This window comes from Ornithinicoccus halotolerans, assembly GCF_009602535.1.
Taxonomy (GTDB): domain Bacteria; phylum Actinomycetota; class Actinomycetes; order Actinomycetales; family Dermatophilaceae; genus Ornithinicoccus; species Ornithinicoccus halotolerans.
In genome coordinates, this window is sequence record NZ_WIQI01000057.1 from 1 (window position 1) to 18,275 (window position 18,275).

17 protein-coding genes are annotated in these 18,275 nt (G+C 73.4%); 5 read left to right on the forward strand and 12 right to left on the reverse strand.

The genetic code is table 11. The annotated features are described in order from the left end of the window. Nucleotides 1-271 (forward strand): hypothetical protein (locus tag GFJ45_RS10460; RefSeq protein WP_228386842.1); only part of this gene is annotated, 271 nt, incomplete at its 5' end. Here GFJ45_RS10460 and GFJ45_RS10465 read toward each other — a convergent pair. Together GFJ45_RS10465 and GFJ45_RS10470 are read right to left on the reverse strand one after the other, a co-directional pair. Beyond that, a complete protein-coding gene (locus tag GFJ45_RS10465; protein WP_228386844.1) occupies nt 241-1,434 on the reverse strand; it encodes an adenosine deaminase in 1,194 nt (397 codons plus the stop codon). The genes GFJ45_RS10460 and GFJ45_RS10465 overlap by 31 nt on opposite strands. After that, nucleotides 1,427-1,774 carry a cupin domain-containing protein gene (locus tag GFJ45_RS10470; RefSeq protein WP_153396922.1) on the reverse strand — a complete coding sequence of 116 codons (348 nt, stop codon included), beginning with the start codon at nt 1,772-1,774 and terminating at the stop codon, nt 1,427-1,429. The genes GFJ45_RS10465 and GFJ45_RS10470 overlap by 8 nt, the downstream gene beginning before the upstream one ends. 61 nt (nt 1,775-1,835) lie before the next feature. Here GFJ45_RS10470 and deoC point away from each other — a divergent pair, with 61 nt between their 5' ends. Genes deoC through GFJ45_RS10485 form a run of 3 tightly spaced genes read left to right on the forward strand, consistent with a single transcriptional unit; the run spans nt 1,836 to nt 5,198 of the window. Next, nucleotides 1,836-2,831 carry a deoxyribose-phosphate aldolase gene (gene deoC / locus GFJ45_RS10475; RefSeq protein WP_153396924.1) on the forward strand — a complete coding sequence of 332 codons (996 nt, stop codon included), beginning with the start codon at nt 1,836-1,838 and terminating at the stop codon, nt 2,829-2,831. 28 nt (nt 2,832-2,859) lie between these two features. Next, nucleotides 2,860-4,308 carry an aldehyde dehydrogenase family protein gene (locus GFJ45_RS10480; protein ID WP_153396926.1) on the forward strand — a complete coding sequence of 483 codons (1,449 nt, stop codon included), beginning with the start codon at nt 2,860-2,862 and terminating at the stop codon, nt 4,306-4,308. Continuing rightward, nucleotides 4,305-5,198 (forward strand): aldehyde dehydrogenase family protein, encoded by an 894-nt coding sequence (locus GFJ45_RS10485; protein WP_153396928.1) that lies wholly within the window; start codon nt 4,305-4,307, stop codon nt 5,196-5,198. The genes GFJ45_RS10480 and GFJ45_RS10485 overlap by 4 nt, the downstream gene beginning before the upstream one ends. Before the next feature lie 63 nt (nt 5,199-5,261). On the opposite strand, the gene GFJ45_RS10490 is transcribed toward GFJ45_RS10485, so the two are convergent. Further along, entirely contained in the window at nt 5,262-6,548 is a 1,287-nt protein-coding gene (locus GFJ45_RS10490; RefSeq protein WP_153396930.1) for a thymidine phosphorylase, read from the reverse strand. 63 nt (nt 6,549-6,611) lie between these two features. On the opposite strand from GFJ45_RS10490, the gene GFJ45_RS10495 reads away from it, so the two are divergent. Then, nucleotides 6,612-7,310: a hypothetical protein gene (locus tag GFJ45_RS10495; RefSeq protein WP_153396932.1), complete on the forward strand. Its 699-nt coding sequence runs from the start codon at nt 6,612-6,614 to the stop codon at nt 7,308-7,310. Between the two features lie 7 nt (nt 7,311-7,317). Here the strand turns inward: GFJ45_RS10495 and GFJ45_RS10500 are convergent, their stop codons facing one another. The 9 genes from GFJ45_RS10500 to GFJ45_RS10540 all read right to left on the reverse strand — a co-directional run. After that, complete coding sequence (locus GFJ45_RS10500; protein WP_153396934.1) at nt 7,318-7,725, reverse strand: cytidine deaminase; 408 nt, start codon at nt 7,723-7,725, stop codon at nt 7,318-7,320. Next, the gene (locus tag GFJ45_RS10505; protein ID WP_153396936.1) at nt 7,722-8,810 is read right to left on the reverse strand and encodes a tartrate dehydrogenase; all 1,089 of its coding nucleotides are present in this window, start codon (nt 8,808-8,810) and stop codon (nt 7,722-7,724) included. Before GFJ45_RS10505 ends, GFJ45_RS10500 begins: the two co-directional genes overlap by 4 nt. Before the next feature lie 101 nt (nt 8,811-8,911). Continuing rightward, nucleotides 8,912-10,213: an ABC transporter permease gene (locus GFJ45_RS10510; RefSeq protein WP_153396938.1), complete on the reverse strand. Its 1,302-nt coding sequence runs from the start codon at nt 10,211-10,213 to the stop codon at nt 8,912-8,914. Beyond that, a complete protein-coding gene (locus tag GFJ45_RS10515) occupies nt 10,210-11,502 on the reverse strand; it encodes an ABC transporter permease (RefSeq protein WP_153396940.1) in 1,293 nt (430 codons plus the stop codon). Before GFJ45_RS10515 ends, GFJ45_RS10510 begins: the two co-directional genes overlap by 4 nt. Beyond that, complete coding sequence (locus GFJ45_RS10520; protein WP_153396942.1) at nt 11,499-13,091, reverse strand: ABC transporter ATP-binding protein; 1,593 nt, start codon at nt 13,089-13,091, stop codon at nt 11,499-11,501. Before GFJ45_RS10520 ends, GFJ45_RS10515 begins: the two co-directional genes overlap by 4 nt. 88 nt (nt 13,092-13,179) lie before the next feature. Further along, entirely contained in the window at nt 13,180-14,316 is a 1,137-nt protein-coding gene (locus GFJ45_RS10525; RefSeq protein ID WP_228386846.1) for a BMP family lipoprotein, read from the reverse strand. 145 nt (nt 14,317-14,461) lie between these two features. Further along, a complete protein-coding gene (locus GFJ45_RS10530) occupies nt 14,462-15,703 on the reverse strand; it encodes an amidohydrolase (protein ID WP_228386847.1) in 1,242 nt (413 codons plus the stop codon). A gap of 22 nt (nt 15,704-15,725) precedes the next feature. Continuing rightward, nucleotides 15,726-17,309, reverse strand: coding sequence for an acyl-CoA mutase large subunit family protein (locus GFJ45_RS10535; protein WP_153396944.1), 1,584 nt, complete (start codon nt 17,307-17,309; stop codon nt 15,726-15,728). A gap of 4 nt (nt 17,310-17,313) precedes the next feature. Continuing rightward, a partial coding sequence (locus GFJ45_RS10540) for a quinone-dependent dihydroorotate dehydrogenase (RefSeq protein ID WP_153396946.1) occupies nt 17,314-18,275 on the reverse strand: 962 nt, incomplete at its 5' end.

An 18,275-nucleotide genomic window follows, 5' to 3' on the forward strand; every position in this document is an offset into this window, starting at 1 on the left:
CGCTCGCGGCACCGAGCTGGGTTGCGTGCCGGTCCATCCCGGAGTGGGTGCCGCGCTGCGGCTGCTCGTGCTCGGTATCTCCCCCGACTCCCACCCGGAGGAGGTGCTGGCGGCCGTGCTCGCCGAGCGCAGCCGCCGGGAGCGCGAGCGCGCCGCCGCACGGGAGTCGTTGCGGGCCCGGCTGCTCCCGCCCGACCCGCTGGCCCGGCCCACGGAGGCCCCCGGGCGGGCCCGGCCGGCTCAGCCTCCCGGGACGGCCTCCAGCCGGTAGCCGGGCAGCACCCGCTCCCGGACCAGCTGTTCGCGCACGTCGAGGGGCAGGAACGCCGACCGTGCCGACCGCACGGCGACCCTGGCCAGGTCCTCGTCGCTCCAGCCGTGCCGCTCGACGAGCGCGGCCAGCTCCGCGGACATGGTGGTGCGGCTCATCAGCCGGTTGTCGCAGCTGACCGTCACGGCGAAGCCCAGCCGGTGCAGCAGCGTCACCGGGTGCTCGTCCCAGGAGGGGGCGGCGCCGGTCTGCAGGTTGCTGCTCGGGCACAGCTCCAGCGGGAGCTGTCGGTCCCGGATCCAGCCGGCCAGTCGGCCCAGCCGCACTCGGGAGAGCCGTTCGGCGTCCCACCGGTGGAACGGCAGCTCGCGGGCGACCTCGGCGACCGGGCGGCCGTCCAGGGTGAGGTCCTCCACCAGCCGCACCCCGTGACCGACGCGCTCGGCGCCGCAGGTGAGCACCGCATCCCGGATGCTGGGCAGGCCGAAGGCCTCGCCGGCGTGGATCGTGTAGTGGACGCAGCCCTCCCGCAGCGCGCGGAACGCGGCCAGCTGGCGCGTGGGCGGGTGGCCGTCCTCGGCGCCGGCGATGTCGAACCCGGCCACCTTGCTCCCCTCGCGACGGGTGTGCCGCAGCGTCAGCTCGGCCGCCTCGGCGCCGGGCCCGGCGTGCCGCATCGCGGTCAGCAGCGCGGCACTGGTGACGGGGTGGCCGGCGCCGGCCGCCTCCTCCTCGCCCTCGCGCAGCCCCTCCTCCACGGCGAGCACGACCTGGTCCATCGTCAGCCCGCGCTCGGTGTGCTGCTCCGGGGCGTACCGCAGCTCCGCGTGCACGACCCCGTCGGCGGCCAGGTCCACCACCGCCTCCCGGGCGACCCGCCGCAGCCCTGCCTCGGTCTGCATCACGGCCAGCGTCTGGGCGAAGGTCTCCAGGTAGCGCACCAGCGACCCGGAGTCGGCGCTCTCGGCGAACCAGGCCGCCAGCGCGGCCTCGTCGTCGGCCGGCAGCCCCTCGTAGCCGTCCTCGCGCGCCAGCTCCAGCACCGTCGCCGGGCGCAGCCCGCCGTCCAGGTGGTCGTGCAGCGCGACCTTCGGCAGCGGCCGGAGCCGCGCCACCACGCTGCTCACCCCGGCCGGGCCGGTCCCCGCCGCGTGCTCACTCACGGTGGGCGTCCCGCTCCGAGAACGCCGGCACGCACACCGACAGGTAGTCCACCCCGTCCTCGCCGGCCGCGTAGCGGACCCGCTCCCCGGGGCGCACGATGACCTGCTCGCCGGCGGGGACCGCCTCGGTGCCGTCGTCGTGCTCGACCAGCAGCTCGCCGGCGATCACCACGCAGACCTCCTCGAACTCGGCCAGCTGCGCGGGTCCCCGCCAGCCGCCGTCACCGTGCAGCCGGGCGACCGAGTAGTTGTTGTGGGCGGTGCTGACCCGCCCGACGAGCTCTTCCACCGTGGTGTCCTCGGGCGACGCGAGCGGCACCGCGTCCAGTCGTTGTGGCATGGCCGCGAGTGTAGGCGGCCGGGCGGCCGGAGCGCCCGGCCGCCGACGTTAGACTCCTGGGGTGAGCAGCCAGACCGTCACCGCCGAGGCCACCGAGCGGGCCCGCGACATCCTCGGCGTCACCCGCCTGACCAACCAGGCCCTCTCCGGCTGGCTGCACGGCCTGCCGGGGGTGGACGAGGTCGGCGCCGACGCCCGGGCCGCGACGCTGGGCACCCGCTCCATCAAGACCACCGCCAAGGCCTGGGCGATCGACACCGCGATCAGCATGATCGACCTGACCACCCTCGAGGGCGCCGACACCGCCGGCAAGGTGCGCTCCCTGTGCACCAAGGCGCGCACGCCCGACCCGGCCCACCTGGACACCCCTCGGGTGGCGGCGGTCTGCGTCTACAACGACATGGTCGCGGTGGCGCGCGAGGCGGTCGCCGGCACCGGCGTCAACGTGGCGGCGGTCTCGACCGCGTTCCCCTCCGGCCGCGCCAGCATCGCCGTGAAGCTGGCCGACACCCGCGACGCCGTCGAGGCCGGCGCGGACGAGATCGACATGGTGATCGACCGGGGCGCGTTCCTGTCCGGCCGCTACCTGCACGTCTTCGAGGAGATCGCCCAGGTCCGGCAGGCCTGCCGGCGGGACGGCGACGCCCCCGACGCGCACCTGAAGGTCATCCTGGAGACCGGTGAGCTGGTCACCTACGACAACGTGCGCCGAGCCTCCTGGCTGGCGATGCTGGCCGGCGCCGACTTCATCAAGACCTCCACCGGCAAGGTCAGCCCCGCGGCGACGCTGCCGGTGACGATGATCATGCTGGAGGCGGTCCGCGACTGGCGGGCCCTCACCGGCGAGATGGTCGGGGTCAAGCCCGCCGGCGGCATCCGTAGCAGCAAGGACGCCATCCGCCATCTCGTGGTCGTCAACGAGGTGGCCGGGGAGGAGTGGCTGACCCCGCAGTGGTTCCGGTTCGGCGCCTCCAGCCTGCTCAACGACCTGCTGCTGCAGCGCCACAAGCTGGCCACCGGCGCCTACTCGGGCCCCGACTACGTGACGATCGACTGACGGCCAGCGCCCGCCAAGGAGACCCCTCATGCCCACCTTCGAGTACGCACCGGCTCCCGAGTCACGGTCCGTCGTCGACCTCGCCTCCTCCTACGGGCTGTTCATCGACGGCGAGTTCCGCGACTCCGACGGCGGCTCGGTCTTCAAGTCCATCAGCCCGGCCACCGAGGAGGTGCTCGCCGAGGTCACCGAGGCCAGCGCGGCGGACGTCGACCGTGCCGTGGCCGCCGCGCGCCGCGCCTACGAGCGCACCTGGTCCCGGCTGAGCGGGACCGACCGCGGCAAGTACCTGTTCCGGATCGCGCGCATCCTGCAGGAGCGGTCCCGGGAGTTCGCGGTGCTGGAGAGCCTGGACAACGGCAAGCCGATCCGGGAGTCCCGGGACGTGGACGTGCCGATGGCCGCCGCGTGGTTCTTCTACCACGCCGGCTGGGCCGACAAGCTCGAGTTCGCCTCGCTGGGCGAGAACCCCCGCCCCCACGGCGTGGTCGGGCAGGTCATCCCCTGGAACTTCCCGCTGCTGATGCTGGCGTGGAAGATCGCCCCGGCGCTGGCCACCGGCAACACCGTGGTGCTCAAGCCGGCCGAGACCACCCCGCTGACGGCACTGCTGTTCGCCGAGGTGTGCCAGCAGGCGGAGCTGCCGCCGGGCGTGGTCAACATCGTCACCGGCGCCGGCGCCACCGGGCAGGCGATCGTCGAGCACGGCGGCGTCGACAAGGTCGCCTTCACCGGGTCGACGGCCGTCGGCAAGCAGATCGCCCGCAGCATCGCCGGGACCCGCACGAAGGCGACCCTGGAGCTGGGCGGCAAGGCTGCCAACATCGTGTTCGACGACGCGCCGGTCGACCAGGCCGTCGAGGGCATCGTCAACGGCATCTTCTTCAACCAGGGCCACGTGTGCTGCGCCGGCTCCCGGCTGCTGGTGCAGGAGTCGGTCGCCGAGGAGGTCGAGGAGCGGCTCAAGCGCCGGCTGGCCACGCTGCGCGTCGGGGACCCGCTGGACAAGAACACCGACGTGGGCGCCATCAACTCCCGGGCCCAGCTGGACCGGATCACCGAGCTGGTGGAGGTGGGCGAGGCCGAGGGGGCGACCCGCTGGTCGCCCGAGTGCGAGCTGCCGGCCAACGGCTTCTGGTTCCGGCCCACCGTGTTCACCGGCGTGAGCCAGACCCACCGGATCGCCCAGGAGGAGATCTTCGGGCCGGTGCTGTCGGTGCTGACCTTCCGCACCCCGCAGGAGGCGGTCGCCAAGGCCAACAACACCCCCTACGGCCTGTCGGCCGGCATCTGGACCGACAAGGGGTCGCGGATCCTGTGGATGGCCGACCAGCTGCGCGCCGGTGTGGTGTGGGCGAACACCTTCAACAAGTTCGACCCGACCAGCCCGTTCGGCGGCTACAAGGAGTCGGGCTACGGCCGCGAGGGCGGCCGGCACGGACTGGGTGCCTACGTGAGGACGGGAGCGGACGGATGAGCCGGGTGGACGTGCGCAAGACCTACAAGCTGTTCATCGGCGGCAAGTTCCCCCGCAGCGAGTCCGGTCGCTCCTACGAGGTGTTCTCCGCAGGGCGCGGCCGGCGCTTCCTCGCCAACGCCGCGCAGGGCTCGCGCAAGGACGCCCGCGACGCCGTCCGGGCCGCCCGGGCGGCGCTGCCCGGCTGGGCCGGGGCGACCGCCTACAACCGCGGCCAGGTGCTCTACCGGGTCGCCGAGGTGATGGAGTCCCGCCGCACGCAGTTCGTCGCCGAGGTGCAGGCCGCCGAGGGCGTGACGGCCGCGCGGGCCGAGGCGACCGTCTCGGCCGCGATCGACCGCTGGGTCTGGTACGCCGGCTGGTCGGACAAGTACGCCCAGGTGCTGGGCGGCCTGAACCCGGTGGCCGGCCCCTACTTCGACATCTCCGCCCCGGAGCCCACCGGGGTCGTCGCCGCGCTCGCCCCGCAGCGCTCCTCGCTGCTCGGCCTGGTGTCGGTGGTGGCACCCATCGTCGTGGCCGGCAACACCGCAGTCGTGCTGGCCTCCGAGGAGCGGCCGGTCCCGGCGATCACGCTGGCTGAGGCGCTGGCCACCTCCGACGTGCCCGGTGGCGTCATCAACCTCATCACCGGCCGCACCGCCGAGGTGGCCCCCTGGCTGGCCTCCCACCTGGACGTGAACGCGATCGACCTGACCGGCGCTGCGGACGCCCAGGACGTCTCCTGGGGCGAGCTGGAGGCCGCCGCCGCCGAGAACCTCAAGCGGGTGCTGCGGCCGGCCGGTAGCGACGAGCAGGCGGTCGAGCCCGACTTCGCTCCGGTGCCCGGCCTGCACCGGCTCGAGGCGTTCCTGGAGACCAAGACGGTCTGGCACCCCAAGGGCCGGTAGCGGCTGCCCGGTGATCCCCGCGCCGGAGGGCACGCGACGGCCATCACCCGTGGCGAACCGCCGTCAGCCGACGCGGTCCAGGACGATCGCCGGCCGGCCGGAGCTGGTGCCGTCCTCGACGGTCCACCCGCCCTCGAGCGCCTGGTGTGCCCGCGGGAACCGCTCGGGGGTGTCGGTGTGCAGCGTCAGCAGCGGGTCCCCTCGGCGGACGCGGTCACCGGGCTTGGCGTGGATCTCCACACCGGCACCGGCCTGGACCGGGTCCTCCTTGCGGGCCCGGCCGGCCCCGAGCCGCCAGGCCGCCACCCCGACGGCGTAGGCGTCCAGCCGGGTCAGCACGCCATCGGCCTCGGCGACCACCTGCTCGGTCTCCCGCGCGGTGGGCAGCTCGGCGTCCGGGTCGCCGCCCTGGGCGACGATCATGGCCCGCCAGCTGTCCATGGCGCGACCGTCGGCGAGCGCGTCGGCCGGGTCGGCGCCGGTCACGCCGGCGGCCTGCAGCATCTCCCGGGCCAGCGCCACGGTCAGCTCGACGACGTCCTCCGGTCCCCCGCCGGCGAGCACGTCCAGGCTCTCCCGTACCTCCAGGGCGTTGCCCGCGGTGCGCCCCAGCGGGGTGCCCATCTCGGTCAGCAGCGCCACCGTGGTAACCCCGGCGTCGGTGCCCAGCTCGACCATGGTGCGCGCCAGCTCACGCGCGGACTCCAGGTCCTTCATGAAGGCGCCGGAGCCGACCTTGACGTCGAGCACCAGCGCCCCGGTGCCCTCGGCGATCTTCTTGCTCATGATCGAGGAGGCGATGAGCGGGACGGACTCGACGGTCCCGGTGACATCCCGCAACGAGTAGAGCCGCCGGTCGGCGGGGGCGAGCCCGGAACCGGCGGCGCAGACCACGGCGCCGACGTCCTCCAGCTGGGCCAGCATCTCGTCGTTGGACAGCGACGCCCGCCAGCCGGGGACCGACTCCAGCTTGTCCAACGTGCCGCCGGTGTGGCCCAGCCCGCGCCCCGACAGCTGCGGGACGGCCGCGCCGCAGGCTGCGACCAGGGGCGCCAGCGGCAGCGTGATCTTGTCGCCCACCCCGCCGGTGGAGTGCTTGTCGACGGTCGGGCGGGACAGCGAGGCGAAGTCCATCCGCTCCCCCGAGTCGATCATCGCCTGCGTCCAGTCGGCGATCTCCCGCCGTTCCATCCCGTTGAGCAGGATCGCCATGGCCAGCGCCGCCATCTGCTCCTCGGCCACGACCTCGCGGGTGTAGGCGTCCACGACCCAGGCAACCTGCTCGCTGCTCAGCTCCTGGCGGTCCCGCTTGGCGCGGATGACGTCCACGGCGTCGAAGGCTTCACTCATGGCGCCATCCTGCCACCGCCTCCCAGCCCGCCTCCTGCCGCGCGCGTCTGCGATCCTGGGCCGGTGAAGCTCGCCGACGCCATGGCCCTCGTCGTCCCTGCGGTGCAGGACCTCAAGCGCCGCTCACAGCGGCGCCGTGACGGCGAGACGCGGATGAACCCGACGCTGGTCGCGCTGCGGGACGACCGGGTGCTGTGCGTGGTGAGCACGCCGCGGCTGGAGGTCAGCCTGGCGTGCGCACCGACGCTGGCGATCGGGCTGCAGCCGCAGCTGCTCGTGCTGGCCGCCCAGGTGCGGCTGCCCGGGCGCGAGGCCACCCAGGAGCGTCCCGCCCAGCCCGCCGGCGAGGCGATCGCCTACACGACGATGAACTCCCGGCGCGAGGGCGCGCTGGCGGTGCAGCCCTACCAGGTCGACGACGAGGGCGAGGTGCGGTTCGGGCGGCCGGAGAAGGGCCAGCCGCACGACCGGCAGCTGCTCGAGCAGCTGGCCGCCGCCATGGGCCACATGCCGCTGGACCCGGCCCGGGTGGCGCCGAAGCAGAGCGAGCAGACGCCCCGGGCCGCCGAGGCGGCGTTCCTGCCGGCGGAGCAGGGACGGCTGGTGATCGACGCCGGCACGGCGCGCTCGGTGCACCAGAAGGTGGCCGGCGCCGGCGGCACGGTGCTGTACCTGGCCGCGTCGGGCGCGCACGCCACCCGGCTGCTGGCCCACGGCATGCCGCAGGAGCTGCTGCTCGAGGAGGGACGGGAGCTCGGCTGACCCGGCGTCAGCCGCGGCCGCCACCGGAGAGGTGGTCCGGTCCGAACGCCTGCGGCAACAGCTCGGTCATCGTCCGCTCCCCCTCCGGGGTGAGCAGCAGGCACGGGCCCCCGCCGTGCTCCCACAGCAGCTGACGGCACCGGCCGCACGGCATGATCACCTCGCCGTCACCGTCCACGCACACCACGGCCACCAACCGGCCGCCGCCCCCGGCGACCAGGTCGGAGACCAGACCGCACTCGGCGCACAGCGTCACGCCGTAGCCGGCGTTCTCCACGTTGCAGCCGGCGACCACGCGGCCGTCGTCGACCAGGCCCGCGGCCCCGACCCGGTAGCCGCTGTAGGGCGCGTAGGCGCGGCGCATCACCTCCTGGGCGGAGGACCGCAGCTGCTCCCAGTCCGGCGCCTCGGTCATGCCGCACCACCGGTCGGCACCTCGGCCAGCGCCTGCAGCAGGTCCCGCCCCACGTCCGTGGTCGTCGCGGTGCCACCGAGGTCCGGGGTGCGGGCGCCCTCGCTCAGCACGGTGCCCATGGCGGTCTCGACCCGGCGGGCGGCGTCGCCGTGCCCCATGTGCTCCAGCATCATCACCGCGGCCCACACCTGCCCCAGCGGGTTCGCCAGGCCCTGCCCGGCGATGTCGGGCGCGGAGCCGTGGACCGGCTCGAACATCGACGGCTTCTCTCCAGCGGGGTTGAGGTTGGCCGAGGGCGCGATACCGATGCTGCCGATGAGGGCCGCCCCCAGGTCGGTGAGGATGTCGCCGAACAGGTTCGACGCCACCACCACGTCGAACCGGCCCGGGTCGAGCACGAACGCCGCCGCGAGGGCGTCGACGTGGTACTCCCGCAGCTGCACCCCCTCCCGGGCGGCGACGCGCTCGCGCACCACCTCGTCCCAGAACGGCATGGTGTGGATGATCCCGTTGGACTTGGTGGCGCTGGAGAGGTGGCCACCGCGGGACTGCGCCAGGTCCAAGGCGTAGTCGACGACCCGCTCGATGCCGTGCCGGGTGAACACCGACTCCTGGACCGCCATCTCGCGCGGCGTGCCACGGAACATCCGCCCGCCGGCCTCGGAGTACTCACCCTCGCTGTTCTCCCGCACCACCAGGAAGTCCAGCCCGTCCTCCGGCACCGTCCGCAGCGGCGAGGTCAGCCCAGGCAGCAGCCGCACCGGGCGCAGGTTGACGTACTGGTCGAAGTGGCGGCGGATCGGGATCAGCAGGCCCCACAGCGAGACGTGGTCCGGCACGCCCGGGTAGCCGACGGCGCCGAGGAGCACCTGGTCGCACTCGGCGAGCTGGTCCAGCCCGTCCTCGGGCATCATCGCGCCGGTGCGCGTGTAGTACTCGCAGCCCCAGTCCAGGTGGCGCCACTCGAACTGCAGGCCGTGGTCGTGCCCCACCTGCTCGAGCAGCTCGAGGGCGGGCGGCATCACCTCGGTGCCGATGCCGTCCCCGGGGATCACCGCGATCCGGTATGTGGCGTGGTCGGCCACGTCTGCCTCCTTGGCGCGTCGTCAGCGAACAACTGTCACCGGCGCGGGCGCCGGGGGTCCATGGTGGCACCCTGCCATGACCTGCGCCGTACCGGACCGGCTCACTTCACGTACGGCTGCCCGTTGGCGGCCGGGGGACGGATTCGCCCGACCAGGCCGGCGACGGCGAAGATGGTGATCAGGTAGGGCAGCATCAGCAGCATCTCGGAGGGCACCGGCGCGCCGATGGTGCTGAGCACGTTGCCGAGGTTGCGCGAGAACCCGAACATCAGCGCGGCCACGACGGCACCGAACGGGCTCCACCGGCCCAGGATCATCGAGGCCAGCGCGATGAAGCCCTGCCCGGCTGACATCTCCCGGCCGAACGCGAGCCCCGAGCCGACGGTGAAGAACGCCCCGCCCAGGCCGGCGATGGCCCCGCCCAGGATGACGTTGGCCACCCGCCGGCGGTTGACCTGGATGCCCACGGTGTCGGCCGCCTTGGGGTGCTCGCCCACGGCGCGGGTGCGTAGCCCCCACCGGCTGCGGAACAGCATCACGTGCAGCACGACCACCAGGACGTACATCAGGTAGACGAGGATGGTCTGGCTGAACAGCACCGGTCCGATGATCGGGATCTGGCTCAGCAGCGGGATGGGCAGCGTGCCCAGCGGCTGGCGGGCGTTCCACAGCGCCGCGTCCTCACTCAGCACCGTGGAGAAGAAGAAGCCCGTCAGCCCGATGATCAGGGTGTTGAGCACCACGCCGACGATGATCTGGTTGACCTGGTAGCGCACCGCGAACCACGCCAGCACCGCGCCGACCGCGGCGCCGGCGACCGGTGCGGCGACCAGCCCGAGGAACGGCGTGGCCAGCCGGGAGGCGACCACCGCGGCGGCGAACGCACCGAACAGCAGCTGCCCCTCGATGGCGATGTTAATGACGCCGCTGCGCTCGCACACCACGCCCGACAGCGCGCCGAAGATCAGCGGCACCGACAGCGCGAGTGCCCCCGCCAGCAGCGAGGTGACCGGGATGAGGGCGGCGCGGCCGGCGCCGACCCAGACCAGGAAGCACAGCACGAAGGCGACCCCGACGGCGATGTGCAGCCAGAGCGGGACGCGCCGCCGCTGGTGGGTCAGCACGCCGGCCCACGCCGCGGCGCCGACGAGTGCCAGCGACAGCAGCCAGGCGACCGGCTCCGCCGGCACCGCGATCACCGGGACGGTGAACAGCCCGGAACCGGTGACCACCTGGAACCGGGTGTCCGCGCCGCCGGGTGTGCGCAGCGCGAACAGCAGCACGGCCACGGCCGCCGCGAGCCCATAGAAGACGGTGGTGCGGTAGTCGGCCCGGGCCCGCACGGGCGTCCCGGCCGGCCCGGTCGTGTCGGTGCCCGCGGCGGGAGGGACGGGGCTGATCATGGCGCGGTGACCTCCTGGCTCGGGCCGCCCGCGGGACGGGCGGCGCGCGGGCGGCGGCGTCGTCGCGCGGGTGGCGCGGGCAGCCGGAAGATGGAGCGGACCAGTGGCGGGGCGGCGATGAGCAGCACGATCACCGACTGGACGACGAGCACGATGTCGATGGGGGTGGCGGTGACCGACTGCATCAGGAAGCCACCGGCCTTCAGCGCGCCGAACAGCAGCCCGGCGAGGAAGGTCCCGAGGGGACGGGACCGGCCGAGCAGCGCCACCGTGATGGCGTCGAACCCGATCGAGGCCGCCACCCCGGCGGTCAGCGAGCGTTCGGTTCCGAGCACCTGCGCGGTCGCCGCCAGCCCGGCCATGCCGCCGGCGATGGCCATGGTCAGCGCGAGGGTGCGCGCGACCGACATGCCCGCTGTACGGGCGGCGTGCTGGTTGGCCCCGACGGCCCGGATCTCGAAGCCGAGCGTGGAGCGCTCCAGCAGCCACCAGGTGAAGACCGTCGCCAGGATCGCCACCAGCAGGCCGGCATGGAGCCGGAAGCTGTTGCCGGGCACGAGCAGGTCCGGCACCAGCAGCGGGTAGGTCGCACTGCCCTCCACCGCCGGGCTGCGCTGCCCGGTGCGGCCGGGGTTGAACGCCTGCTGCTTGAGGATCCAGGAGATGAAGTACAGCGCGATGTAGTTGAGCATGATCGTGACGATCACCTCGTGCGCCCCGGTGCGGCCCTTGAGGATGCCCGGGATCGCGCCGTACAGCGCACCGGCGAGCAGGCCGCCGAGCACCGCCAGCAGCAGGTGCAGCACCACCGGCAGGTCCCAGGCGAAGCCGACGTAGGACGCGACGATCGCGCCGACAATGATCTGCCCCTGCGCACCGATGTTGAACAGCCCGGCACGGAAGGCGATCGCCACGCCCAGCCCGGCCAGGATCAGCGGGATGGCGTAGACCACCGACTCGGTCAGCGGCTTGACCTGGGCAGCGAAGGTCGCGGCCTGCCAGTCGTAGACCGAGCCGCGGAACATCGCGACGTAGGCCCCGCTGACGGCGCGCCAGGCCGCGACCAGGGTGTCGCCTGGACGGGCGAAGAAGTAGGTCGAGGAGCCGCGGACCCCGCTGTCCGCGACCGCGATAAGGACGCCGCCCACGGCCATGGCCACGACGACCGCCAGCACCGAGATCACCGCGTTGCCGGTGACGATCTCCCGCAGCACGTCCCCGCCGCGGGCGGGTTGCGGCGCCGACCGAGTGTCCTGGTCGGTGTCCGGGCCGGTTCCCTGGCTGCTCATGTGAGGCCCCCCTCGCTTCCGGCGGTGAGGTCGGCCTCGCCGAGGCTGGAGTGGTGCCGGGAGGCTTCCTGCCGGGCCTCCTCCAGCGGGACCCCGGCCATCATCAGGCCCAGCACGTCGCGGTCGGCGTCGGCGGCGTCCACGATGCCGACGACCGTGCCGCGGTACATGACGGCCACCCGGTCGGCGAGGGCGAGGACCTCGTCGAGCTCGGTGGAGACGATGACCACGGCGGTGCCCTTGTCGCGCTCCTCGATGATCCGCCGGTGGACGAACTCGATGGATCCGACGTCCAGGCCGCGGGTGGGCTGGGAGGCGAGCAGCAGCCGCAGCGGCCGGGACAGCTCCCGGGCCAGCACCACCTTCTGGGCGTTGCCGCCGGACAGCGTGGAGATCGGGTCCTGGACGTCGGTGAGCCGCACGTCGAACTCGGCGGTGCGCTCCTGCGCGTTGTCATGGACGCGGGCCGGCGACATCGCCGGGCCCCGCGCGAACGGGGCGGCGTCGTACAGGTCCAGGACCAGGTTCTCGGCGACGGTGAAGGAGGAGACCACGCCGTCGGTGGACCGGTCCTCGGGCACGAACCCGATCCCGGCCCGGAGGCGGTCCCGCACGGCGAGCCGGGACAGCTCGCTGCCGTCCAGCAGGATCCGCCCGTGCGCGGCCGGCACCAGGCCGAGCACCGCCTCGGCGAGCTCGGTCTGCCCGTTGCCCTGCACGCCGGCGACGCAGAGCACCTCCCCTCCGCGGACCGTGAACGACACCCGGTCGACCACCGCCGTGCCGGCCGGCGACAGCACGCTCAGGTCCTCGACCACGAACACCGCCTCGCGCGGGTCAGCCGGGCGCTTGTCGACGGCGAGGGAGACCTGCCGGCCGACCATGAGCGAGGCCAGCTCGGCCTCGGTCGACTCGGGACTGGCCTCCCCGACGACCTGGCCGCGGCGGATCACGGTGATGCGGTCGGCGACCGCGCGCACCTCCCGCAGCTTGTGGGTGATGAAGACGATGGTGGTGCCCGCCTGCTTGAGCTCGTTCATGATCGCGATGAGCTCGTCGGTCTCCTGCGGGGTCAGCACCGCGGTGGGCTCGTCGAGGATGAGGACGCGGGCGTCCCGGGCCAGCGCCTTGATGATCTCCACCCGCTGCTGCACGCCGACCGGCAGGTTCTCGACCACTGCGTCGGGGTCGACGTCGAAGCCGAACCGCTCGGAGATCTCCCGGACCCGCCGGCGGGCGGACTGCAGGTCCAGCAGCCCCGCCGGGCCGGTGCTGGTCGGCTCGTGGCCGAGCGCGACCGACTCGGCCACCGTGAAGACCGGCACCAGCATGAAGTGCTGGTGCACCATGCCGATACCCGCCGCGACGGCGTCTCCCGGACCGTCGAAGGTCACCGGCTGCTCGTCCAGCAGGATCTGTCCCCCGTCGGGCTCGTACAGCCCGTACAGGACGTTCATCAGCGTGGACTTGCCCGCACCGTTCTCGCCCAGCAGGGCGTGAATCTCGCCGGGCTCGACCACGAGGTCGATCCGGTCGTTGGCCACCAGCGACCCGAAGGTCTTGGTGATCCCTCTCAGCTCCAGCTTCATCGCCTGTTCCTCGCTGGCGCCACCACGGCCCGGCCCTCGCGGGCCGGGCCGTGGTCGACGCCGGGTGTCACCGGCCGTGCGCCGTCGGTCAGGGGGCGTTCGGCGTCTCGACGGTCAGCTCGCCGTCGATGATCTGCTGGCGGTACTCGTCCAGCTGGTCGGTCAGCTCCTGGGGGACCTCGTCCTCGAAGTCGTGGAACGGGGCCAGGCCGACACCGTCGTTCTCCAGCGACCCCACGTAGGGCTCAGCGCTGAAGCCGCCCTCGACGGTCTGGGTGATGGTGTCCTCCACGGCGGGACCGATCTGCTTCATGACCGAGGTGAGCATCAGCTCGCCGTACTCGGTGGTCTGGTAGCCGTCGGAGTCGACCCAGATCAGCTTGACGCCCTCGGCGCCCTCCGCGGCCGCGGCCGCGCCCAGCCCCACCGGGCCGGCGACCGGCATGATGATGTCGGCGCCCTGGGCGATGAACTGCTCGGTCAGGGTCTGCCCCTGCGACTGGTTCTCGAAGTCGCCGGAGAAGGAGCCGTTCTGCGCCTCCTTGTCCCAGCCCAGGACCTGCACGTCCGCGCCCTCGTCCTCGTTGTACCGGTTCACGCCGTCGACGTAGCCGTCCATGAAGATGGCCACCGACGGGATCTGGATGCCGCCGAAGGTGGCGACGGTGCCGGACTCGGTCATCCCCGCGGCCAGGTAGCCGGCCAGGAAGGCCGCCTCGGCGGTGTTGAAGAGGATCGGCTTGGCGTTGTCCAGCTCCACCGGCTCGAAGTTCTCGTCCTGGAACGAGGAGTCGATGAGCGCGAAGTTGGTGTCCGGGTTCTGCTCGGCGGCCTCCTGGATGGCGTCCTCGAGCAGGAAGCCGACGCCGACCGTCAGGTTGCAGCCCTGCTGGACCAGGCCCCCCACGTTGGAGCTGTACTCCGAGTCGGACTGGGACTCGACCAGGACGGTCTCGATCCCCAACGCCTCCTCGGCGGCCTCCATGCCTTCGCGCCCGGACTGGTTGAACGACTGGTCGTCGAACCCGCCGGCGTCGGAGACCATGCAGGCCTTGAAGTCGGAGGCGGCGTCGCCGCCAGCGGTCGAGCCGGCGTCCTCGGTGGTCTGCGTGTCGTCGCCGGAGCCGGGGTCCTCCGACCCGCTGTCCTCCGGCGCCTCGCCGCATGCCGCTAACACCATGGTGGCGGCCGCCGTTGCGGCCGCGATCCTCATCACCCGTCGCACGGGAACTCCTTGGGAAGAGAGGGACGTGACTGGGTGATGCTAAGGCCATGACCGGCCTGCGGACGATGGTGTCCCGCCGGTGGCGCCGGAAGGTGACCGAGTTGTGACCTGACGGGCGGTTTCGTCGCCTCGCCAGTCACAACAGTCACACCAGCCCGTCGGGCCCCAGTGAAGTGACGACAGCAGCGGCCAGCAGGCGCGCCGCGACGAGGACCGACTCCTCGGCCACGATCAGGTCACCCTGGTGCAGCTCGTGCCTGGGGCCCCCCGGGGGCCGGGTGCCGAGCCTGGCCATCGCGCCCGGGACCCGGGTGAGGAACCAGCCCAGGTCCTCGCCGCCGAGCGACTGCGGGGTCGCCACGACGGTGCCCGGGCCCAGCACCGCGTGCGAGGCGGCGGTCAGCGCGGTCACCGAGGCGGGGTCGTTGGTGACCGGCGGCACGCCCTGGACGTGCTGGACCTCGGCCCGGACGCCGTAGGGGCGCACCACGTCCTGGACCACCTCCTCGACCAGCGGGCCGAGGGTGTCCCAGGTCTCGGAGTCCAGCATCCGCAGCGTGCCGATGACCTCACCGCGGCTGGGGATGACGTTGGCGACGGTGCCCGCCCGCACCGCACCCCACACCAGCGCGGTCCCGGACCGGGGGTCCAGCCGTCGGGACAGCACCGAGGGCACCTCGGTGATGACCTTGCCGAGCGCGAAGGTGAGGTCCTGGGTCAGGTGCGGCCGGGAGGTGTGGCCACCCCGGCCGGTCAGCGAGACGTGCACCGAGTCGGAGGCGGCGGTGATCGCCCCCACCCGCAGGCCGACGTAGCCGACGTCCACGGACGGGTCGGCGTGCACCGCCAGCAGCCGGTCCACGCCCTCGACCGCCCCCAGCTCGAGCAGCTTCTCGGCCCCGCCGGGCATCGACTCCTCGGCCGGCTGGAAGATCAGCCGGACCGCCACCCCGGCGGCGGCGAGGTCCTCCTCGATGGCGGCCAGCGCCAGACCGGCACCGAGCAGCCCCACCGTGTGCACGTCGTGACCGCAGGCGTGGGTGACGCCCGGGCGGACTGAGGCGTAGGACAGCCCGGTCTCCTCCTCGATCGGCAGCGCGTCCAGGTCGGCCCGCAGCGCGATCCGCACCCGCGGCTGCTCGGCGCCGAGGTCCACCAGCGCGCCGGTGCCCGGGAGCGCCCGGACGGTCAGCCCGGCCTCGGTCAGGTGCTCGGTGACCAGGGCGGTGGTGCGGTGCTCCTGCCAGGAGACCTCCGGGTGCTGGTGCACGTCACGCCGCCACCGCAGCAGGTCCTCGGCCCGGTCGTCGACCACGGCACCGATCCGCGTGGTCAGCGCCTCGAGCGACGGGACCGGGTGGACGTGCGAGGAAGGGGTGGCTGTCACGGTCCCCCAGGCTACCGCCGCCTCAGAACGTCTCCCGCGGCACGTGCTGGCCCCACACCTCCCGGAGCGCGTCGGCGACCTCGCCGCCGGTGGCGCGCAGCCGCAGCGCCTCCCGCATCGGCACCAGCAGGTTGCCGGTGCCCTCGGCGGTCCGGCGCACCTCCTCCAGGGCGCGGGCGACGGCGTCCCCGTCGCGGCGGGCCCGCAGCTCGGTGAGCCGGCGGCACTGCTCCTCCTCGATGGCAGGGTCGACCCGCAGCGGCTGGTACGGGTCGTTGTCCTCGACCTGGAACCGGTTCAACCCGACGACGACCCGCTCCCCGCCGTCGATCTCCCGGGCGGTCTCGTAGGCGGCGTGCTCGATCTGCTCCTTCTGGAAGCCCTGCTCGATCGCGGCCACCGCGCCGCCACGGTCCTCCACCGCCTGCACCAGCTCGGTGATCGCGCCCTCGATGTCGTCGGTCATCGACTCGACCGCGTAGGAGCCGGCGAACGGGTCCACGGTGCTGGCCACGTCGCTCTCGTGGGCCATCACCTGCTGGGTGCGCAGCGCCAGCCGGGCCGCCTTGGTACTGGGCAGCGCGATCGCCTCGTCGTAGGCGTTGGTGTGCAGCGACTGGGTGCCGCCGAGGACCGCGCCCAGGCCCTGCAGCGCGACCCGCACCAGGTTGACCTCCGGCTGCTGGGCGGTCAGCTGGACGCCCGCGGTCTGGGTGTGGAAGCGCAGCATCATCGACCGGGGGTCCTGGGCGCCGAACTCCTCCTTCATGATCCGGGCCCACAGCCGCCGGGCGGCGCGGAACTTGGCCACCTCCTCCAGCAGCGTGGTGCGCGCGACGAAGAAGAACGACAGCCGCGGGGCGAAGTCGTCCACCGCCAGGCCGGCCGACAGCGCGGCCCGCACGTACTCCTTGGCGTTGGCGAGGGTGAACGCGATCTCCTGCGCGGGCGTCGCCCCCGCCTCGGCCATGTGGTAGCCGGAGATGGAGATGGTGTTCCACCGCGGGATCTCACTGCGGCAGTAGGAGAACAGGTCGCTCACCAGCCGCAGCGACTGCGCCGGCGGGTAGATGTAGGTGCCGCGGGCGATGTACTCCTTGAGCACGTCGTTCTGCACGGTGCCGCTCAGCGCGCTCGCCGGGATGCCCTGCTCCTCGGCGGTGAGCTGGTAGAGCAGCAGCAGCGTCGCCGCCGGGGCGTTGATCGTCATCGACGTGGACACCTCGCCCAGCGGCAGCCCGTCGAAGAGGGTGTGCATGTCCTCGACGGAGTCGATGGCCACGCCGACCTTGCCGACCTCGCCGTGGGCGAGCTGGTGGTCGCTGTCGTAGCCCATCTGGGTGGGCAGGTCGAAGGCCACCGAGAGCCCGCCGGAGCCGGCGGCGACCAGCTCGTGGTAGCGGGCGTTGGACTCCCGGGCGGTGCCGAACCCGGCGTACTGGCGCATCGTCCACGGCCGGCCGGTGTACATGGTCGGGTACACCCCCCGCGTGTACGGGTAGGAGCCCGGCTCCCCGAGCTGCGCGGCCGGATCGGCGCCCTCCCGGTCCTGGGGGCCGTACACGGTCTTGAGCTCCAGCCCTGACTCCGTCCTGCCCGTCACCATGGGGTCAGGCTACCGGCGGGGCGGCCGCCCGGGCGGCCTCGGCCACCAGGGCCGGACCCGCGTAGACCAGCCCGGTGTACAGCTGCACCAGGTCGGCACCGGCGGCCCGCAGCGCGCGGGCGTCCTCGGGGCCCATCACGCCGCCCACCCCGACCAGCGGCAGCTCGGTGGCCTCCCGGATGCGCGCGACCACCTCCCGCGCCCGGGGCGCGAGCGGCGCGCCGCTCAGCCCGCCCGGCTGGTCGGCCAGCTCCTGCTCGGCCGGGTGCACCCCCTCCCGGGACAGTGTCGTGTTGGTCGCGACGAACCCCGCCACCCCGGCCTCGAGGGCAACCTCGAGGGCCTCGGCCAGCGCGGTGTCGGTGAGGTCGGGTGCCAGCTTCACCAGCACCGGGACCGGCGGGCACGGCCCGCCGGCGGCCAGCTCCCGGGTGCGACGCACCACCGCGGCCAGCAGCTCGGCCAGCGGCCCGGCGTCCTGCAGCCCCCGCAGCCCGGGGGTGTTCGGTGAGGAGACGTTGACGGCGAGGTAGTCGGCCAGGCCGTGCAGCACGGTCACCGAGGTCAGGTAGTCGCCGACGGCCTCCTCGACCGGTGTCGCCCGGCTCTTGCCGATGGAGACGCCCACCGGCACCGCCAGCGACCCCTCCCGCCGCGCGCGGCGGAGCCGGCCGGCGACCGCGTGCACCCCCGGGTTGTTGAACCCCATCCGGTTGACGACCCCCCGGCTGCGGGGCAGCCGCACCAGCCGGGGCCGGGGGTTCCCCGGCTGCGGCAGCGCGGTGACGGTGCCGAGCTCGACGTGGCCCAGGCCGAGCGGTCCCCACGCCCGGACGGCGCGGGCGTCCTTGTCCATGCCAGCGGCGAGGCCGACCCGGTTGGGGAAGGTCAGCCCGAGCAGCCGGACCGGGTCCTCGACCCGGCCGGTCGCGGCCCGTAGCAGCGCGCGGCCGGGCGAGCGGCCGG

Coding starts and splice junctions, on each gene's coding strand:
- GFJ45_RS10520 (WP_153396942.1), bottom strand. CDS start 13,091: ATGAAGCTGGAGCTGAGAGGGATCACCAAGACCTTCGGGTCGCTGGTG.
- GFJ45_RS10480 (WP_153396926.1), top strand. CDS start 2,860: ATGCCCACCTTCGAGTACGCACCGGCTCCCGAGTCACGGTCCGTCGTC.
- GFJ45_RS10510 (WP_153396938.1), bottom strand. CDS start 10,213: ATGATCAGCCCCGTCCCTCCCGCCGCGGGCACCGACACGACCGGGCCG.
- GFJ45_RS10535 (WP_153396944.1), bottom strand. CDS start 17,309: ATGGTGACGGGCAGGACGGAGTCAGGGCTGGAGCTCAAGACCGTGTAC.
- GFJ45_RS10500 (WP_153396934.1), bottom strand. CDS start 7,725: ATGACCGAGGCGCCGGACTGGGAGCAGCTGCGGTCCTCCGCCCAGGAG.
- GFJ45_RS10515 (WP_153396940.1), bottom strand. CDS start 11,502: ATGAGCAGCCAGGGAACCGGCCCGGACACCGACCAGGACACTCGGTCG.
- GFJ45_RS10470 (WP_153396922.1), bottom strand. CDS start 1,774: ATGCCACAACGACTGGACGCGGTGCCGCTCGCGTCGCCCGAGGACACC.
- GFJ45_RS10485 (WP_153396928.1), top strand. CDS start 4,305: ATGAGCCGGGTGGACGTGCGCAAGACCTACAAGCTGTTCATCGGCGGC.
- GFJ45_RS10490 (WP_153396930.1), bottom strand. CDS start 6,548: ATGAGTGAAGCCTTCGACGCCGTGGACGTCATCCGCGCCAAGCGGGAC.